At 64.7% G+C, this 17812-nt stretch carries 14 protein-coding genes; 2 read left to right on the top strand and 12 right to left on the bottom strand.

The annotated features are described in order from the left end of the window. Positions 1–2: 2 nt before the first annotated feature. The 3 genes from A8V01_RS01835 to fumC form a co-directional block, all read right to left on the bottom strand. Complete coding sequence (locus A8V01_RS01835) at positions 3–1358, bottom strand: AtzE family amidohydrolase (protein WP_103094258.1); 1356 nt, start codon at positions 1356–1358, stop codon at positions 3–5. Beyond that, positions 1355–1540 (bottom strand): hypothetical protein, encoded by a 186-nt coding sequence (locus A8V01_RS01830; protein ID WP_103094257.1) that lies wholly within the window; start codon positions 1538–1540, stop codon positions 1355–1357. Before A8V01_RS01830 ends, A8V01_RS01835 begins: the two co-directional genes overlap by 4 nt. Before the next feature lie 188 nt (positions 1541–1728). After that, entirely contained in the window at positions 1729–3111 is a 1383-nt protein-coding gene (gene fumC, locus A8V01_RS01825; RefSeq protein WP_103094256.1) for a class II fumarate hydratase, read from the bottom strand. Positions 3112–3317: 206 nt separating this feature from the next. Here fumC and A8V01_RS01820 point away from each other — a divergent pair, with 206 nt between their 5' ends. Next, positions 3318–4304, top strand: coding sequence for an aldo/keto reductase (locus A8V01_RS01820; RefSeq protein ID WP_103094255.1), 987 nt, complete (start codon positions 3318–3320; stop codon positions 4302–4304). Positions 4305–4308: 4 nt separating this feature from the next. On the opposite strand, the gene A8V01_RS01815 is transcribed toward A8V01_RS01820, so the two are convergent. The 6 genes from A8V01_RS01815 to A8V01_RS01790 form a co-directional block, all read right to left on the bottom strand. Next, positions 4309–5214: a LysR family transcriptional regulator gene (locus A8V01_RS01815; protein WP_103094254.1), complete on the bottom strand. Its 906-nt coding sequence runs from the start codon at positions 5212–5214 to the stop codon at positions 4309–4311. A gap of 97 nt (positions 5215–5311) precedes the next feature. After that, on the bottom strand, positions 5312–7507 hold the full coding sequence (paoC, locus tag A8V01_RS01810) for an aldehyde oxidoreductase molybdenum-binding subunit PaoC (protein ID WP_103094253.1): 2196 nt from the start codon (positions 7505–7507) through the stop codon (positions 5312–5314). Next, positions 7504–8454: an FAD binding domain-containing protein gene (locus tag A8V01_RS01805; RefSeq protein ID WP_103094252.1), complete on the bottom strand. Its 951-nt coding sequence runs from the start codon at positions 8452–8454 to the stop codon at positions 7504–7506. Before A8V01_RS01805 ends, paoC begins: the two co-directional genes overlap by 4 nt. After that, entirely contained in the window at positions 8451–9089 is a 639-nt protein-coding gene (gene paoA, locus A8V01_RS01800; protein ID WP_103094251.1) for an aldehyde dehydrogenase iron-sulfur subunit PaoA, read from the bottom strand. Before paoA ends, A8V01_RS01805 begins: the two co-directional genes overlap by 4 nt. A gap of 201 nt (positions 9090–9290) precedes the next feature. Further along, positions 9291–10613 (bottom strand): MFS family transporter, encoded by a 1323-nt coding sequence (locus A8V01_RS01795; protein WP_103094250.1) that lies wholly within the window; start codon positions 10611–10613, stop codon positions 9291–9293. Positions 10614–10690: 77 nt separating this feature from the next. Then, complete coding sequence (locus A8V01_RS01790; RefSeq protein ID WP_103094249.1) at positions 10691–11152, bottom strand: Lrp/AsnC family transcriptional regulator; 462 nt, start codon at positions 11150–11152, stop codon at positions 10691–10693. Between the two features lie 135 nt (positions 11153–11287). Here A8V01_RS01790 and A8V01_RS01785 point away from each other — a divergent pair, with 135 nt between their 5' ends. After that, positions 11288–12349 carry a Leu/Phe/Val dehydrogenase gene (locus tag A8V01_RS01785; RefSeq protein ID WP_103094248.1) on the top strand — a complete coding sequence of 354 codons (1062 nt, stop codon included), beginning with the start codon at positions 11288–11290 and terminating at the stop codon, positions 12347–12349. A gap of 52 nt (positions 12350–12401) precedes the next feature. Here the strand turns inward: A8V01_RS01785 and A8V01_RS01780 are convergent, their stop codons facing one another. From A8V01_RS01780 to A8V01_RS01770, 3 genes are all read right to left on the bottom strand, one after another. Next, a complete protein-coding gene (locus tag A8V01_RS01780; RefSeq protein ID WP_103094247.1) occupies positions 12402–14192 on the bottom strand; it encodes an acyl-CoA dehydrogenase C-terminal domain-containing protein in 1791 nt (596 codons plus the stop codon). Between the two features lie 111 nt (positions 14193–14303). Beyond that, a complete protein-coding gene (locus tag A8V01_RS01775; protein ID WP_103094246.1) occupies positions 14304–16628 on the bottom strand; it encodes a 3-hydroxyacyl-CoA dehydrogenase/enoyl-CoA hydratase family protein in 2325 nt (774 codons plus the stop codon). After that, on the bottom strand, positions 16625–17761 hold the full coding sequence (locus A8V01_RS01770) for a thiolase family protein (protein ID WP_103094245.1): 1137 nt from the start codon (positions 17759–17761) through the stop codon (positions 16625–16627). The genes A8V01_RS01775 and A8V01_RS01770 overlap by 4 nt, the downstream gene beginning before the upstream one ends. Positions 17762–17812 lie beyond the last annotated feature (51 nt).

Raw genomic sequence — 17812 nt, 5'->3', positions numbered from 1 at the left:
TATTACCCCCTCGCCGCCTCGGGCGGCGTAAAATCATAAGTGCGCGCCGTGCCCAGCGGCATGGAATATCCGACGATCCCTTGCGCCTCGAGCATCGCGGCGAAGGAGAAGAGGTCGCTTTCGCGCCCCGGACCACCGATCAGTTGCAGGCCGATCGGCAGCCTGCCCGGTCGGTAGAGCGGAACTGCCAGCGACGGCAATGCCGTGAAGGTGATCGGCTGGGTATGAATGCCAAGGTCGGCCCTTGCCGGGGACAGCGCGCCGTCGATGAGGATGCGCGGATCGGCGATCGGCGGCGCGAAAGTCGGCGTCGCGGGGGCGAGCAGCACATCGTAATCGGCAACCAGCGCCTCGATCCGGGCGCGATACTCGGCGCGGAATGCCTGCGCCTCTGCATAAAGCGCATCGGGCAGCAGCGCGCCGGCCAGCAGGCGATCGCGCACTTGCGGATCGAAGCTCATCGCGTTCGCGGCCAGTGCCTTGCGATGCAGCGCGCCACCCTCGTATGCGGTGATCAGGAACGCGGCGGAACGGGCGCGCGCGATCTCGGGCAGCTCGACAAGCGGGGCGCCGGGCGCGATGGCGTCGATCGCGGCCAGCTGGTCATCTTCCGCATTCTCCCGGAACCGCCCTCCAAGACGCGCGATGCGCAAGTCGCCGCTGCGTGACGATGAGCGCCCGCCCAACACCTGCCACACCAGCGCCATTTCCTCGATAGAGCGGGTGAACGGGCCGATGTCATCGAAGCTTTCCGCGAAAGGAAACACACCGCCCAGAGGCAGGCCGCCGTGCGTGGGCTTCAGGCCATAGAGCCCGCACAGGCTGGCAGGCACGCGGATCGATCCGTTGGTGTCCGATCCCAGCGCAAAGGCGAGCAGCCCGGCCGCCACCACCGCCGCCGACCCGCCCGACGAACCACCGGCCAGACGCGAGGGATCATGCGGATTGCGCGTGGTGCCATAGGCCGCGTTAATGGTCGCGAAGCCGTAAGCGAACTCATCCATGTTGAGCGTCGCCACGCAGATCGCGCCCGCCGCCTGCAAACGCGCTACCGCCTCGGCATCACTGGTTGCAGGCGCGGCATCGGCATAGAGCGTGGAGCCCGCCGTGGTCGGCAGTCCCTGAAGGTCGAACAGATCCTTAACGCCATAGAGCACGCCTGCCAGCGGCCCGGGATCGCGCCCGGCGGCCACCATGGCATCGACGGCATCAGCCTCGGCACGGGCACGGTCATGCAGTACGCAAGTGACCGCGACGTGCTCGTCCGCGACCAGCGCGATCAGCGCTTCTTCCACCATGGCACGGGCGCTGAGCGATCCGGCTCGCACGGCAGCGGCGGTCTGTGCGATCGCCCTCATGCCGGTTCACCACGCATGGTACGCAAGTGACGGGCCAGCAAGGCCAGGTTGGCGGCAACGCCCGGCGCGCATTCCGCCGGTATCGTGATTTCCCGCGCATACGCTGCGGCAGCGATTTCCGCTTCGCCCAAAGGCACCTCGGGCGAGGCTTCAGGACGGGGGCATACGGGGGTTTCGGCCATGGTCTCGCGCAGTCGGAAGGGTCAGGAAAAGGTGCGCCGCGCGGCCACAAAGTCCGCGCCCCGCACCTGGGTCCTAACTGCCTTGCCAGACCTGCGCGATCAAACGCAATGATCGGAACGGATCATTGCAAAAATTAGAGCAGGGTATTGCACAGCGAGGCTTCGACAAGCGAAGCCCCTGCCCTGGTTCATACCATCGTTTCAGGCCGCACCACGCGGTCGAACGTCGCTTCGTCCACCAGCCCCAGTTCCAGCGCCGCCTGTTTGAGCGTCTGTCCTTCGGTATGTGCGTGCTTGGCGATCTTGGCTGCGTTATCGTACCCGATCTCGGGCGCCAGCGCGGTGACCAGCATCAGCGAACGGTCCAGCAGTTCGGCTATCCGCGCGCGGTTGGGCTCGATCCCATCCACGCAGCGCTCGGCAAAACTGACCATGCCGACAGAGAGCAGGTCGATAGACCGGATCACCGCCGCGCCGATCAGCGGCTTGAACACGTTCAGCTCGAAGGCGCCCTGCAGGCCGCCGACGGTCGCCGCCTGATGGTTGCCGATGACTTGCGCCGACACCATCGTCAGCATCTCGCACTGGGTCGGGTTGACCTTGCCCGGCATGATCGAGCTGCCCGGTTCGTTAGCGGGCAAGTCCAGCTCGCCAAGCCCAGAGCGCGGGCCGGAGCCCAGCCAGCGCACATCGTTGGCGATCTTGGTCAGCGCCACCGCCAGCGTCGCCAGCGTGGACGAAAGATGCACCAGCGGGTCGTTGGATGCCAGCGCCTCGAACTTGTTCTCGGCAGGACGGAACGGCAGCCCCGTCAAGTCCGCCAGTTCCGCGGCCACGTCGACGTCGAAGCCCGGCGCCGCGTTCAACCCGGTGCCAACCGCCGTGCCGCCCTGCGCCAGCGCGGTCATACCGTGCGAAACGGCAGGTTCGATACGCTTGCGACTGCGATAGACCTGATGGACGTAGCCGGAGAATTCCTGCCCCAGCGTCACCGGCGTCGCATCCTGCAGGTGCGTGCGGCCGATCTTGACGATATCCTTCCATGCATCCGCCTTGGCCTGCAGCGAGGCGTGCAACTGGTCGATCGCCGGATAGAGCTTATCCGTCGCCGCGCGCGCCGCCGCAACGTGAAGTGCGGTGGGGAAGCTGTCGTTGGAGGACTGGCCCATGTTCACATGATCGTTGGGATGGACCGGCGACTTGCCGCCACGCGTGCCTGTCAGGATTTCGTTGGCGCGGCCCGCGATAACCTCGTTGACGTTCATGTTGGACTGCGTGCCCGATCCGGTCTGCCAGATCACCAGCGGGAACTGGTCGTCCAGCTTGCCCGAGACGACTTCCTGCGCGGCGCTTTCGATGGCATCGGCGATCTTTCCGTCAAGGCCATGCTTGCGGTTCACCCGCGCCGCCGCCTGCTTCACCAGCGCCAGGGCATGGACGATCGCGATCGGCATGCGCTCGGTTTCGCCGAAGGGGAAATTCTCGATCGAACGCTGCGTCTGCGCGCCCCAATAGGCGCTGACGGGTACGTCGATTTCACCGATACTGTCGGATTCGCGGCGGGTTTCCATGGTTTCGAGATCTCCTTCGCTTCAAGCAATGTCCTCTAAGGGTTAGATAAGCCGCAAGACTGCCTTGTCCATCGCTATTGCGAATTAGTTGCATAAATTTGCATGCAATCTCTGCAAGCCCGGTGCATCCCACGCGCTTGACTGGCCCTTAGATTTGGCCGACCTCGTCGTTCCCCCTTGCCACGCTCCGAATACAGGACATCCCCATGACCAAACGCCTTCTCGCCGGCCGCGAAGTCGCCGCCATCGGCCTCGGCTGCATGAACATCGCGTGGGCTTATGGCGAAGCGCCCAGCCGCGCGGATGCGGTATCGCTGTTCCGCCATGCGCTGGACGCCGGGTGCGATCACTTCGACACCGCCAACATCTACGGCATGGGCATCAGCGAAGAAACGCTGCGCGAAGCGATCATGGGCCGGCGCGACGAATTCTTCCTTGCCACCAAGACCGGCATCGTGCTCGACGGTGAACGGCGCGGGACCGACTGCCGCCCGGATAGCATCGCCGCATCGATCGACGCCAGCCTCAAGCGGCTCGGCACCGACCATGTCGACCTGTTCTACATGCACCGGCTGGATCGTGACACGCCGATCGCGGAGTCGGTCGGCGCAATGGCGCGGCTGATCGAAGCGGGCAAGATCGGGGCCTACGGCGTCTCCGAATGGTCGAGCGCGCATATCCGCGAAGCGCATGCGGTGCATCCGATGGCCGCGGTGCAGACCGAATACTCGCTTTGGACCCGCAACGTCGAACTGGGCGTGCTGGACACCACGCGCGAACTGGGCATCGCGCTGGTCGCGTTCTCGCCCGTCGGTCGTGGCGCGCTGTGCGGCGAGATCACCGCGCCGGAACAGCTTGGCGGCAAGGACATCCGCCTGACGATGCCGCGCTTTTCGGCGGAACACTGGCCCGCCAATCTGGCCCTGATCGAACAGCTTTCCGCCCTAGCCGCCGAGGCCGGGGCTACGCCTGCGCAACTATCGCTCGCGTGGGTGCTGGCACAGGGCGAGCATCTGCACGCGATCCCCGGCACGCGGTCCATTGCGCACTTCGACCAGAACCATGCCACGATGGCGCTCGATATTCCCGCCGAAGTGATCGTGCGCGCAGGCGAGATCATCAACCAGCAGACCGTCAGCGGTCACCGCTATTCGCCGACGATGAACGCCTCCATCGATACCGAGGATTACTGAGGCGTCACCCCAGGGGCTTCATCTCGCGGATCAGGTCGATCAGCAGGCGAAGCCCCCTCGGCACCTGGCGGCGGCTGGAATAGTAGATGAAATAGCCCGGCCCCGGCGACGCCCATTCCTGCAGCACCGCGCGCAGCGATCCTTCGGCCAGCAGCGGCGCGATCGCCGGCTCCGCCGCGTACATCAGTCCCATCCCGTTCAGCGCCAGCGCACGACTGATGCTGCCGTTGTCGACGATGATGCCGCCGGGCACTGTCAAAGCCAGCGATTCCTCTCCGCGGTCGAAGTCCCAGTTATATATCCGCCCATTGCCCAGCCTGATGCGGATACACTGATGGTGCATCAGGTCGTCGGGATGCTGGGGCTCGCCATGCTTTTCGAAATAGGCAGGCGCACCGGCCACCACCCATCGGAAATCGGGGGTAACGCGCTGGGCGATCATGTCCTCCGGCACTGTGCCACCGAAGCGGATGCCGGCATCGAAGCCCGCCTCGATCACGTCCACCATCGTGTTGTCCACGCTGATATCCAGTTCCACATCGGGATAACGCGCGACGAACTCGGGCAGGATCGGCGCCAGCAGCCGCATCGCCGCTTCATCCGGCACGTTGAGGCGCACGCGGCCGGTGGGGGCATCGCGATGAAGATTGAGCAGGTCCTCAGCCTCATGGATTGCGGCGAAGGGATCGCGGATGGCAGCCTGCAGATCCTCCCCGGCCGCCGTCAGCGTGACGGAGCGGTTCGTGCGATTGACAAGGCGAACCTTGAGCCGCTCCTCCAGCCCCCGCAGCGAATGGCTGAGCGCCGAGGCGCTGACACCCAGTTCCGTTGCCGCCTTGCGGAAGTTGCGGTGCCGCGCGATGGCAAGAAAGTACGAAAGATCGGCAAGGTCGGAACGCCGGAAGGGCATTTACGGATGTGTCCTGAAGATGAAGGCCCCAGCGTAAGACGCAAAGCACGCCGCTTCAATTCCTCCCCAAGCCTCGCTCGGGGAGGAATGTGATGGATCAGACGACTTCGCCCAGCTTGTCGAGGTGCTTGTCCAGCGTGATGGGATAATCGCGCACCCGCACGCCGGTTGCGTTGTAAATCGCGTTCGCGACCGCCGCGCCGACGCCGCACAGGCCCAATTCTCCGACGCCCTTGGCCTTCATCGGCGAAACCTTGTCGTCCGCTTCGTCAAGGAACACAACTTCCTGATGCGGAATGTCGGCGTGGACCGGCACTTCGTACCCGGCAAGGTCGTGGTTGACGAAGAAGCCGAAACGCTTGTCGACCGCCAGTTCCTCCATCAGCGCGCCGCCCACGCCCATGGTCATCGCGCCGATCACCTGGCTGCGCGCAGCGGTGGGGTTGAGGATGCGGCCCGCCGCGCAGACCGCCAGCATCCTGCGCACGCGGGCTTCGCCGGTGTAGCGATCCACCGCCACCTCGACGAAGTGCGCGCCGAATGTGGACTGCTGGAACTTCTTGCCCAGATCGCCGAACTCGATCGAGTCCTCCACCACGATCTCGCCGCCCTTGGCCGCGCTAGCAATGTCAGCCACGCGGTTGCCGACGTGGACCTGCCCGTTCTCGAACGTGGCCTCTCCCGGCCCGAAGCCCAGCTTCGCCACGATCGCTTCGCGCAGCTTCACGCAAGCGGCATAGAGCCCCGCCGTCGAAGAGTTGGCACCCCACTGACCGCCCGATCCGGCAGAGACCGGGAACGAGCTGTCGCCCAGCTTCACCGTCACCTTGGCAAGCGGCACGCCCATCATCTCTGCCGCGGTCTGCGCCATGATGGTGTAAGTGCCGGTGCCGATGTCGGTCATGTCGGTTTCGACCGTAACCTGCCCCGAGGGGCTGAGGCGAACGCGCGCACCGGACTTCATGTTCAGGTTGTTGCGGAACGCTGCGGCCACGCCCATCCCGATCAGCCAGCGGCCTTCCTGCACCTGGCCCGGCGCCTTGCGCCGCGCCCAGCCGAAACGCTCTGCCCCCTCTTCCAGACAGCGCACGAGGTTGCGCTGAGAGAACGGGCGCTCGGGCTTCTCCGGGTCGACTTGCGTATCGTTGATGACGCGCAGTTTCACCGGGTCCATGCCCAGCTTCTCGGCCAGTTCATCGACGGCCATTTCCAGCGCCATCAGGCCGGGAGCCTCGCCCGGCGCGCGCATGGCGTTACCTTCGGGCAGGTCCAGCACGGCAAGGCGCAGCGCGGTCATGCGATTGGCGCCCGCGTAGAGCAGCTTGGTCTGCTGCGTGGCGCTTTCCGGGCCGCCGCCTTCCAGATCACCCGACCAGCTTTCGTGGCCGATGGCGGTCAGCGTGCCGTCCTGCGTCGCGCCAAGGCGGATGCGCTGGATCGTCGCGGGGCGGTGCGTGGTGTTGTTACCCATGAACGGACGCGGCAGGGCCACTTTGACCGGCCGCTTCGCCGCTTTCGCGCCCAGAGAGGCCATGATCACGTCCGAACGCAGGAACAGCTTCCCGCCGAAGCCGCCACCGACATAGGGCGAGATCAGGCGCACGTTCTCAGGCGGGATCTGCAGGGTGCGGGCAAGATCTCCCGCGCCCCACGCCACCATCTGGTTGGCGCTCCACACCGTCAGCTTGTCCCCTTCCCACGCGGCGATGGTGGCGTGCGGCTCCATCATCGCGTGGCTCTGGTCGGGGGTAGTGTAAGTCTGGTCGATCTGCACCGGCGCGGCGGCGAAGGCCCCGGCGAAGTCGCCCACAGCGGTCGGCGCGTCGGACCCGGTGGCGTCCGGGGCATCGACTTTCGCAGCGGCAAGGTCGAAGGCGCCGCGGTCACGCGCGTAATCGACGTCGATCAGCGCAGCGGCGGAGCGGGCCTGTTCGAACGTTTCTGCCACGACCACGGCGATCGCCTGGTGGTAATGCTGGATCTTCGGTCCGCCCAGCAGCATCGCGGTGTTGAAGTTGCCCTTGGCGATCTTGCCCGCGTTGCGATGCGTGACCACCGCGACCACGCCCGGCGCGCGTTCGGCGCGAGAAGTGTCCATCGAACGGATGGTGCCCTTGGCCACCGCCGAGCCTACGACATACCCATAAGCTGGCTTGCCGGGCAGCTCCTGATGCTCATAGGCATAAGGCGCATGGCCGCCGACCTTGAGCGGACCGTCGATGCGCGTGGTGGGCTGGCCGACGACCTTCATGCGGTCGATAGGGTTAGTCCCTGCGGGGGTATCGAACTTCATGCTTTTGCCTCCGCGAGAACCGCAGCGATAGTGCGCTGGGCGAGGGTCAGCTTGAATGCATTGTCTTCGCGCGGGGCAGCCCCGGCAAAGAGACGGTCGGCCACGGCCTTCGAGCCGTTGGGCAGCAGGGCATCAGCCCCTTCCACCCGCCACGGTTTGGGCGCAACGCCGCCAAGCGCGACGGCGCCCTTCCCGTCCTTGCCGATCACTGCCGCGACGGAGACGAGCGCGAAGGCGTAAGAGGCACGATCACGCACCTTGCGATAGATATGCGTGCCCCCGCGCGGTTTGGGCAGGGCGACGGATATGATCATCTCGCCCTTTTCCAGCGCGGTTTCCACGTGCGGGGTCTGGCCCGGCAGCGTGTGGAAATCGGCGATGGGTATAGCGCGGGTAGTACCGTCAGGGCGGATCGTCTCGACCGAGGCGTCAAGCACGCGCATCGCCACCGCCATGTCGCTGGGATGCGTGGCGATGCACGCGTCGCTGGTGCCGATCACGCCAAGCTGGCGCGAAAACCCGCCGATCGCCGCGCAGCCGGAACCGGGCTTGCGCTTGTTGCAGGGCATGTTGACGTCATAGAAGTACGGACAACGGGTGCGCTGCAACAGGTTGCCCGCCGTCGTCGCCTTGTTGCGCAACTGGCCAGACGCGCCTGCGACAAGTGCGCGGGTCAGCACGCCGTAGTCCTTGCGCACGCGTGCATCTGCGGCAAGATCGGTGTTGCGCACAAGGGCGCCGATGCGCAGGCCACCGCCGTCAATCGGCTCGATCCTGTCCATGCCCAAGCCGTTGACGTCGATGAGGTGCGTCGGCGTTTCGATCTCAAGCTTCATCAGATCGAGCAGGTTGGTGCCGCCCGCGATGAAGCGCGCGCCCGGCGTCGTGGCAGCCTTGACGGCGGCGTCCTGCGCGCTCTTCGCACGCTCATAAGTGAACGGCCTCATGCCTTCACTCCTGCAACCTGAGCCATGGCTTCGGCGATGTTCGAATAGGCACCGCAGCGGCAGATGTTGCCGCTCATGCGTTCGCGCATTTCCGTGGTGGTCATCGGCGAAGGTTTGGAGACGTCGGCAGTGACGTGGCTGGGAACCCCGGCGCGGATTTCCTCCAGCACCGCGACGGCAGAGCAGATCTGGCCCGGCGTGCAGTAACCGCACTGGTAGCCGTCATGCTCGACGAAGGCGGCCTGCATCGGGTGAAGGTTGTCGGGGCTGCCGAGCCCCTCGATCGTGGTGACCTCGTCGCCTTCGTGCATCACCGCAAGGGTCAGGCACGAATTGATGCGGCGGCCGTTGACGATCACCGTGCAGGCGCCGCACTGGCCGTGGTCGCAGCCCTTCTTGGTCCCGGTCAGCTTCACATGCTCGCGCAGGGCGTCAAGCAGCGTGGTGCGGGTGTCCAGTTCCAGCCGCGTCGACTCGCCGTTGACCTTGAGCGTCACTGCCGCATGTGGCGGGGCATCAGCCTGCCCTTGCGCCATGGCCACATTGCCGGGGCCAAGCGAACCGGCAATCGCCGCGCCTGCCGCACTGGTCTTGAGAACGTCGCGCCGGGAAATCGCTCCGTATCCTTCCGTCATGGGTGATGCTTTCTGCTACGGGACGACCACGGCAGAACCGCAGCCGGTTCGCGCCTTCCTTGCCCAAGGCGCGCCCTATGTGACCATCAACCCATAGTGCCCGGATAAGTTGCTCTCCGCCATGGCATCACCATTGCATGCAATGTTGAACATTATTCATCACTGCAGACAATATAACTATACACAGCGAGATATAGTACCCTAAGCCGTGGCGACGCGGTCCAGCGGGTTGGCGCGGCGCGTGTCGGGGAGCATCAGCGCCGCCACCAGCGATACGACGCAGAACGCCGTGACGTACCAGTAGAAGCCCTGCTCCATGCCGCCCTGCTTGAAGGCAAAGGCAACGTTCTCCGCCGTGCCGCCGAACAGCGCGTTGGCGACGCCATAGGCAAGGCCCACGCCCAGCGCGCGGACATGGACGGGGAACAGCTCTGCCTTGAACAGCCCGCTGACGGAGGTGTAGAAACTGCAGATCGTCAGGCCCGCCGCGATCAGCAGGAAGGCGGTGACAGGGCTTTTCGTCACCGCCAGCGCGCTGAACAGCGGCACCGTGAACAGCACGCCCAGCGCGGCAAAGGCGACGATGTTGTTACGCCGCCCGATCTTGTCCGAAAGCAGACCCATCAACGGCTGCTGGATCATGAACACCACCAGCACGGCGGTCATCATCACCGTCGCCGTTTCCTTGGACATGCCCACAGTGAGGACGAGGAACTTCTGCATGTACGTGGTGAAGGAATAGAACATCAGGCTGCCGCCCGCCGTCAGCGCTGCAACGATCAGGAAAGCGCGGGTGGAATGGCGGAAGAGTTCGGCCAGACTGCCGGCTTCGGAGCCCTCACGGTCCTTGGCGTCAGCGGTTTCGTGCATATGGTCGCGCAGGATCACGATGCAGGCCGCTGCCGCTGCGCCGATCAGGAAACCGATGCGCCAGCCCCACGCCTTCATCCCGGCTTCTCCCAGCAGGTGCTGCAGCAGCAGGATCACCAGCGTCGCGGTCAGTTGCCCGCCGATCAGCGTGACGTACTGGAAAGAGGACCAGAAGCCACGCCGCTTCGGTCCGGCGATCTCGGAAAGGTAGGTCGCCGCCGTGCCGTATTGCCCGCCGGTGGAGAAACCCTGGAGCATGCGTCCCACCAGCAGCAGCGCCGGAGCGACCGCGCCGATCGTGGCATACGTGGGCAGGCAGGCGATCAGCAGCGCCCCCGCACCCATCATCAGCACCGACACGACCATCGCCTTCTGCCGTCCGTGCCGGTCCGCATAGCGCCCGAAGAACCAGCCGCCGATGGGCCGCATCAGGAAGCCGATGGCAAAGATGCCGCTAGTGGCCATGACCTGCACCAGCGCATCGCTCTTGGGAAAAAACTCGGACGAGAAATAGAGCGCGGTGAAGGCGTAGACGTAGAAATCGTACCACTCGATCAGATTGCCCGCAGAACCCGCAACGATGGCCTTGAGGCGCATCCTGTCCGTCAGTTGCGGGGCTTCAGGGGTGGGCTCGATCGTGAGGGGTTGCGACATCTAAGACCTTTCGTCGTCCGGGTTCGCCGGAAGTTCGCTTCGACGCGTCCCACTGCACCGGTTATCAGGAGCCCACGTCAAAGGGGAAGCGCCGTCGTCGCCTTGATTTCTGACAGCGCTACCGTTGAGGTGATTTCCTGAACGCCGGGAAGCTGGGACAGCTTCTCGAAGAAGAAGCGCTCATAGGCGCTGATATCCTCCGCGACCACCCGGATCATGAAATCGACGGAGCCCAGCAGCACGTAGCAGTCCAGAACCTCGGGATATTCGCGGATCTTGGCGGCGAATTCGTCAAGGTTCGCGCGGCCGTGGGCGTTCAGCTTCACCTGCACGAAGACATGTGCGTTAAGCCCCACTTTATGCCGATCGACGATGGCGACGCGGCGCTGGATGAAGCCCTCGCGCTCCAGCCGGTCGATCCGCCGCCAGCAGGGAGAGGGAGACAGGCCCACCCGCTCCGCAATCTGCGCAGTAGTCTGATTCGCGTCGTGCTGCAGTTCGCGGAGAATTTTTCGCTCATATGGATCAAGGTCGGTCATTTTGACCTGATATCACGCCTGCACCCCTCCTGTCGCGGCGGATTTTCCGCCATGGGGCTGAAATGAGGTCAGAATGTCCCGCCCCTCATCGGCATAATGCGGAAGCTAATACCACTCCCGCATGGAGCCTTGACGATGGTTGCCCAGACCCGGCGCATGATGCCGCCGATCGAATATGTCCGCCTGTCCGACGAAGCTGCCGGTCTCGACGGCATCATCGCCATCCATTCGACCGCGCGCGGCCCGGCGGCGGGCGGCTGCCGCCTGTGGACCTACGACGACCCCGAAGCCGCCATGCGCGATGCCTTCCGACTGGCCGAAGGCATGAGCTACAAGAATGCCATGGCCCGCCTTCCGCTTGGAGGCGGCAAGGCCGTGCTGCGCCGACCGGCCGGTGACTTCGACCGCCCAGAGGTCCGGAGGGCGCTGTTCGAGGCGTTCGGCGAAGCGGTCGAGAAGCTGGATGGTCGCTACGTCACCGCAGAGGACGTGGGCACCGGAGTATCCGACATGGAATACGTGGCGCTGCATACCCGTCACGTTGCCGGACGCACCGCGCTGCCAGGCCTTGCGGGCGGCGATCCGTCCCCCTGGACGGCGCTTGGCGTATTCGAGGCGATGAAGGCCGCCGTCGAATTCCGCTACGGCAGCGGTCTTGCGGGCGTGACGGTGGCGATTTCAGGCGTCGGCAATGTCGGCGCGGGGCTGGCGCGGCTGCTCCACGGAGCGGGCGCGCAGCTGGTGGTTGCCGATATCGACCCGCTGCGCTGTGCCCGTCTGGCTGAAGAAACCGGCGCGCGCATCATGGGGATCGACGGCATCGCCGCCATCGAGGCCGAAGTCTTCGCGCCCTGTGCACTGGGCGGCGCGCTTGATGACGCAACGGTCGAGGCACTGCGCGCGAAGGTGGTCTGCGGAGCGGCCAACAACCAGCTTGCCGCGCCGCATGTCGCCGAGATGCTGATGGAGCGGGGGATTGCTTATGCGCCCGATTACGTGGCGAACGCGGGCGGCATCATCAACGTCGCGGCCGAGTATCTGGGCGAAAGCGAAAACGAAGTACGCGGCCGGGTCATGGCCATCGGCCCGCGCATGCGCGAACTGCTCGACACCGCCGCCAGCGATGGCCTGCCGCCGCCCGTGGTGGCCGATCGCATGGCCGAAGAACTGATGCGCCCGGAAATGGTGGCGGCGTAAAACCTCTCGATATCGAAGCAAGGGGGCAGCCTGCGCTGCCCCCTTATTTTTATCAGAACGCGGCTTCGTCCAGCGCCATCATCGACGCCTTGCCCGCCTTGATCGCAAGGAATGCCGCCGTTGCCTGCGGCAGGATGCGGTCGAAGTAGAACTGTGCCGTCGCCAGCTTGGCCTTGTAGAAGCCGGCGTCCTCGCTACCGCCCGCCAGCTTGTCGCGCGCGATCAGCGCCGACTTGGCGAAGCAGTAGGCCATCGCCACCAGCCCCATCAGGCGCAGATAGTCGGTTGCTGCAGCGCCTGCTTCCTCGGGATCCTTCATCCCCTTCTGGGCGATGGTGCCGGTGGAAAGCTGCAGCGCGCCAAACGCCTTTTCCAGCCCCACGATCATGGGCGCGAACTGGGCATCCGCCTTGTTCGCTTCGATGAAGCTGGACACCGGATGGAAGAAGCTGCGCAGATAGCGCCCCATGTGCGCGGGCATCTTGCGACCGACAAGGTCGAGCGCCTGGATGCCGTTAGTGCCTTCGTAGATCATCGCAATGCGGGCATCGCGGGCGTACTGCTCCACGCCGCTTTCCGCGATGTAGCCATGGCCGCCGTAAACCTGCACCGCCAGATTGGCGCTTTCATGGCCAAGGTCAGTGAACAGCGCCTTCACCACCGGGGTCATCAGCGCGATGAAGTCCTCGGCATTCTGCTTCACGGCAGGGTCGGTGGCGTGTTTCTCGGCATCGAGAGCACGGCTGACCCAGCCGCCCAGTGCGCGGCAGCCTTCGTTGTAGGCGCGCATCGTCATCAGCATGCGGCGCACATCGGGATGGACGATGATCGGGTCCGCCGGACCATTCGGGTTCTTCACGCCCGAAAGCGAGCGCCCCTGCAGGCGGTCCTTTGCGTACCACACGGCGGACTGATAGGCCGCTTCGCCCACGCCAAGGCCCTGAACGCCCACCGAGACGCGCTCGGTGTTCATCATCTTGAACATGGCCTCCATGCCCTTGTGGGGCTTGCCGACCAGCCAGCCGGTGCTCTCGTCGAAGTTGAGCTGGCAGGTAGCCGATGCCTTGAGCCCCATCTTGTGCTCGATCGCCGCAACCGAAACGCCATTCGACGGCCCCGGCGTGCCATCGTCTTTCGGCAAATACTTGGGAACGAGGAACAGGCTGATGCCCTTAACCCCGGCCGGCGCATCGGGCAGACGGGCGAGGACGAGGTGGATGATGTTGGGCGTCAGGTCATGCTCGCCCGCCGAGATGAAGATCTTGGCGCCTGACAGCTTGTACGACCCATCGTCCTGCGGCACTGCTTTCGTGCGCAGCATGCCAAGGTCAGTGCCGCAGTGCGGTTCGGTGAGACACATCGTTCCCGACCATTCGCCCGACACCATTTTCGGGAGATAGAACTGCTTCAGTTCATCGCTGGCGTAGGCCTCGATCGCGGTGGTGCCGCCGTGGGTCAGGCCGGGGTATAGGCTGAACGAAAGGTTGGCCGAGCAGATCATCTCCTCGGTCATCTTGTTCACCGCTTCGGGCAGGCCCTGTCCGCCCCATTCGGGGTCGGACGCAAGCGCACACCAGCCGCCGTCGCGGAACATGTCATACGCTTCCTTGAAGCCCTTCGGGGTGCGCACGACGCCGTTTTCCAGCGCGCAGCCCTCTATATCACCCGAACGGTTCAGGGGCAGCAGCACTTCCTGCGCCACCTTGGCCGCCTCTTCCAGTACGGCATCGACCAGATCGGGGCTGAATTCCTCAAGCGCTTCCAGATTGCCGAAGCCATCGTCCTGATGCAGTTCGTGGATCACGAACCGCATATCGCGCAGGGGCGCCTCATAGACTTGCATGTGTCACTCTCCTCGCGGGGTTGGCGATGGTCTTTGCCACTGCGCCGAACCTTGCGTTAAAATCCGTCGGGGAATGGGCGATGTTGGGTGGCTCGCCCATTCCCCTTGCCGTCAGTTGCGCAGCGGCTTGCCGGTTTCGAGCATGTGCTCGACACGGGCGATCGAGCGGGGCTCGCGCACCAGTCGCATGAACGCTTCACGCTCCAGCTTGAGCAGTTCCTGTTCGCTGACCACGTCGACCAGATCGGCATCGCCGCCGGTCAGCACCGTCGCCAGCGCATCGGAGACGACCATGTCATAGTCGGTCGCCTTGCCCTGCTTGTGGAAGCCGTCGGCCGCCATGCCCAGCGCGGTGCGGCCGCTCTCACCCGGCAGGCGGAAATGCGGCGCTTCGCGCGGCTTGTAGCCGTCGACCAGGCTGAGCGCTTTCTGCTTGGCGTCGAACAGCAGGCGATCGCGGTTCATGGTGATCGCATCGTCTGCGCGCAGGAACAGCATCTCCTTCGCCTGCGCCGCAGATTTGGACACCGAGGCGGTGGACACCGTCTCGAACACCTTGGCGACGGCGGGCATCGGCCCCTTGGGCATCAGCTTGCTCTGCTGCCAGCGGTCAAGCATCTCGCCATTGCCGCCCCAGCCCGGAACAAGGCCCACGCCGCATTCGACAAGGCCCATGTAGAGTTCGGCATGCGCCTGGATCGCATCGCAGTGAAGCAGGATCTCGCACCCGCCGCCCAGCGCCATGCCCGCCGGCGCGCCGACCACGGGGAATGGCGCGTACTTGAGGCCCTTGTAGGCCATCTGCCCACCGGCCACGAGCTTCTCGATCTCGCTCCACGCAGCGATGTTCACCGCGAAGATCGCAAGGCCAAGGTTCGCCCCTGCCGAGAAGTTGTCGGCATCGGTGTAAACGACCATGGCCTTGTACTTCGACGCCACCAGCGGAATCGCCTCGACGATCAGCTTCATGACCTCGCCGTCGAGCGCGTTCATCTTGCCGGTGAATTCCAGCGCGGTAACGCCATCGCCGATGTCCCACAACGCCGCCGATGCATTCTTGAGCAGCGGCTTGCCCGCCAGCTTCACATCGGCAAGACTGAGGACGCCTTGTGGACGTTTGATGTCGTCGTAAGTGCCGTTGAGTGTCAGGTACTGCCGCACCCCGCTTTCCACGCGGTAGAACGGCCGGTCGCCCGCTACCTTGAGGATTTCGGGAACGGGTTTTCCTTCGGATTCAAGACGCTGTGCCAGCCAGGCGGCGCCCAGCCTGTCGATCATCTCGAACGGGCCGGCCTTCCAGTTGTAGCCAAGCTTCATCGCATCGTCGATCGCCACCACATCGTCCGCCGCCGAGGGTATCAGCGATGCGGCATAAGCCAGCGTTCCGCCCAGAACCGCCCAGGCATAGTCGCCGATCGGCCCCTTGGTTTCCACCAGCGCGCGCAGATCCCCGCGCGCCGCCTTGCCCGACGGACCCGCGGCGCGGATCATTTCGCGGTATTCGCCGGTGGCAAGGTCGATGGTCTCCTTTCGGCGGCCCATATCCTTGTTAAGACGATAGAATCCGCCCTTGCCCTTGCGGCCGGTATAGCCGTCCGCAATCATCTTTTCGATCAGCGGATGACTGCGGGCGATGGCGTGGTAGGGATCGTCCTTGGGCAGCGTGGAGGTCAGACTTGCTTGCAGGTGCGGCATCAGATCGATGCCGACAAGGTCGACAAGGCCGAAGATGCCCGTCTTGGGAGCGCCCATCGGCTTGCCCGCCACGGCATCGGCCAGTTCCACGCTCAGCCCCTGATCGAAAGCGGCGTTAAGGCCCAGCTGGATCCAGTAAGTGCCTATGCGGTTGGCAATAAATCCGGGCGTGTCCTTGGCCTTCACCACCGTCTTGCCCATCGCCACATCGGCGAACTGCTCCACCTTCGCGGCAACACCGGCATCGGTATCCGGCCCGGTCACGATTTCCAGCAGCCGCATGTAGCGCGGCGGATTGAAGAAGTGGGTGATGAGGAAGTCGCGCTTGAAGGCGTCAGAGCGACCATCGACCAACTGTGCCAGCGGGATCGTCGACGTGTTGGACGACACCGCCGTCCCTTCGCGCTTCACGGCCTCAAGCCGCGCGTAGAGCCCTTGCTTGATGTCGAGGCGTTCGATCACCGCTTCGATCACCCAGTCGCATTCGGCAACCTTTTCAAGATGATCCTCGATGTTGCCGGTTTCGACGAGTTTCGCGGCGGCCTTGCTCATGAAGGGTGCGGGTTCGGTCTTGAGCATCTTTGCCACCGCGCCTTCGGCCACGGCGTTGCGATTGCTCCCCTCCTTGGGGACGATATCGAGCAACAGCACCGGCACGCCTGCATTGGCGACTTGCGCAGCGATCCCCGCCCCCATGGTGCCAGCGCCGATGACACAGACTTTCTGGATAGGCCGGCTCATTCCACCGCCTCCAGAACAGTGGCGATACCCTGCCCGCCGCCGATGCACTGGCTGGCAAGCGCATACTTGCCGCCTTCGCGCTTGAGCAGCGACGCCGCCTTGCCAACGATGCGCGCACCGGTTGCACCAAGCGGGTGCCCGATGGCGATGGCGCCGCCGTCGATGTTCACCTTCGCCGTATCCAGGCCAAGGTCCTTGATGCAGGCAAGTGCCTGAGATGCGAAGGCTTCATTCAGTTCCACCACGTCGAGATCACCGGCGGAAATGCCCGCGCGCTCAAGCGCCTTCTGGCTGGACAGGATCGGCCCAAGGCCCATCGTTTCGGGCGCGCAGCCGGAAATCGCCACCGCCTTGATCCGGGCAAGGATCGGCAGGCCATGCGCGCGGGCGTATTCTTCCGTAGTAACCAGCACCGCGCTGGCGCCATCTGTCAGCGGCGAGGAAGTTCCCGCCGTTACCGAACCGTTGGCGTCGAATGCGGGCTTGAGACCAGCAAGCCCTTCTGCCGTGGTCTCGCCACGGATGGTGCCGTCTTCGCTGACGGTGCCGCCCTTGGTTTCGATCGGCACGATTTCGTCAACCAGCTTGCCCGCATCGCGCGCCGCAGCGGCCTTGTGCTGGCTGGAAACGGCCAGAGCTTCCTGCTCTGCCCGCGCGATCTGGTACTTGGTGGCGACGTTTTCCGCCGTTTCGCCCATGCCCATGTAGGCGGCGCTTTTCTTCGCCAGTGCCGGGTTGGGCAGCGGGTTGAAGCCCATCATCGGCACCCGGCTCATCGATTCGACGCCCGCGCAGACGAATACCTCGCCCGCGCCGATGGCGATCTGGCCCATCGCGGTATGGATCGCGCTCATCGACGAACCACAGAAGCGGTTCACGGTCATGCCGCCTACCGAGATCGGCAGATCCGCCAGCAGCCCGATCAGGCGCGCCACGTTGAGCCCCTGCTCCCCTTCCGGGAAGGCACAGCCGACGATGATATCCTCGATATCCGAAGGCTCCACCCCGGTCTTTGAAATCAGCCCGCGGATGACTTGCGCGGCAAGGTCATCAGGGCGGACACGGGCGAGCGCGCCCTTGTTTGCAAGGTGAAACGGCGAACGGGCATATCCCGCGATCACGACGCTTTGCATCTATTCCTCTCCATGGGTGGACCCGGCCGGCTTGAGTGCCGAATCCTAAGC

This window comes from Novosphingobium guangzhouense (assembly GCF_002896965.1).
GTDB classification, from domain to species: domain Bacteria; phylum Pseudomonadota; class Alphaproteobacteria; order Sphingomonadales; family Sphingomonadaceae; genus Novosphingobium; species Novosphingobium guangzhouense.
Note: the sequence above shows the minus strand (reverse complement) of the source record. Positions and strands in the feature narration are given on the sequence as shown.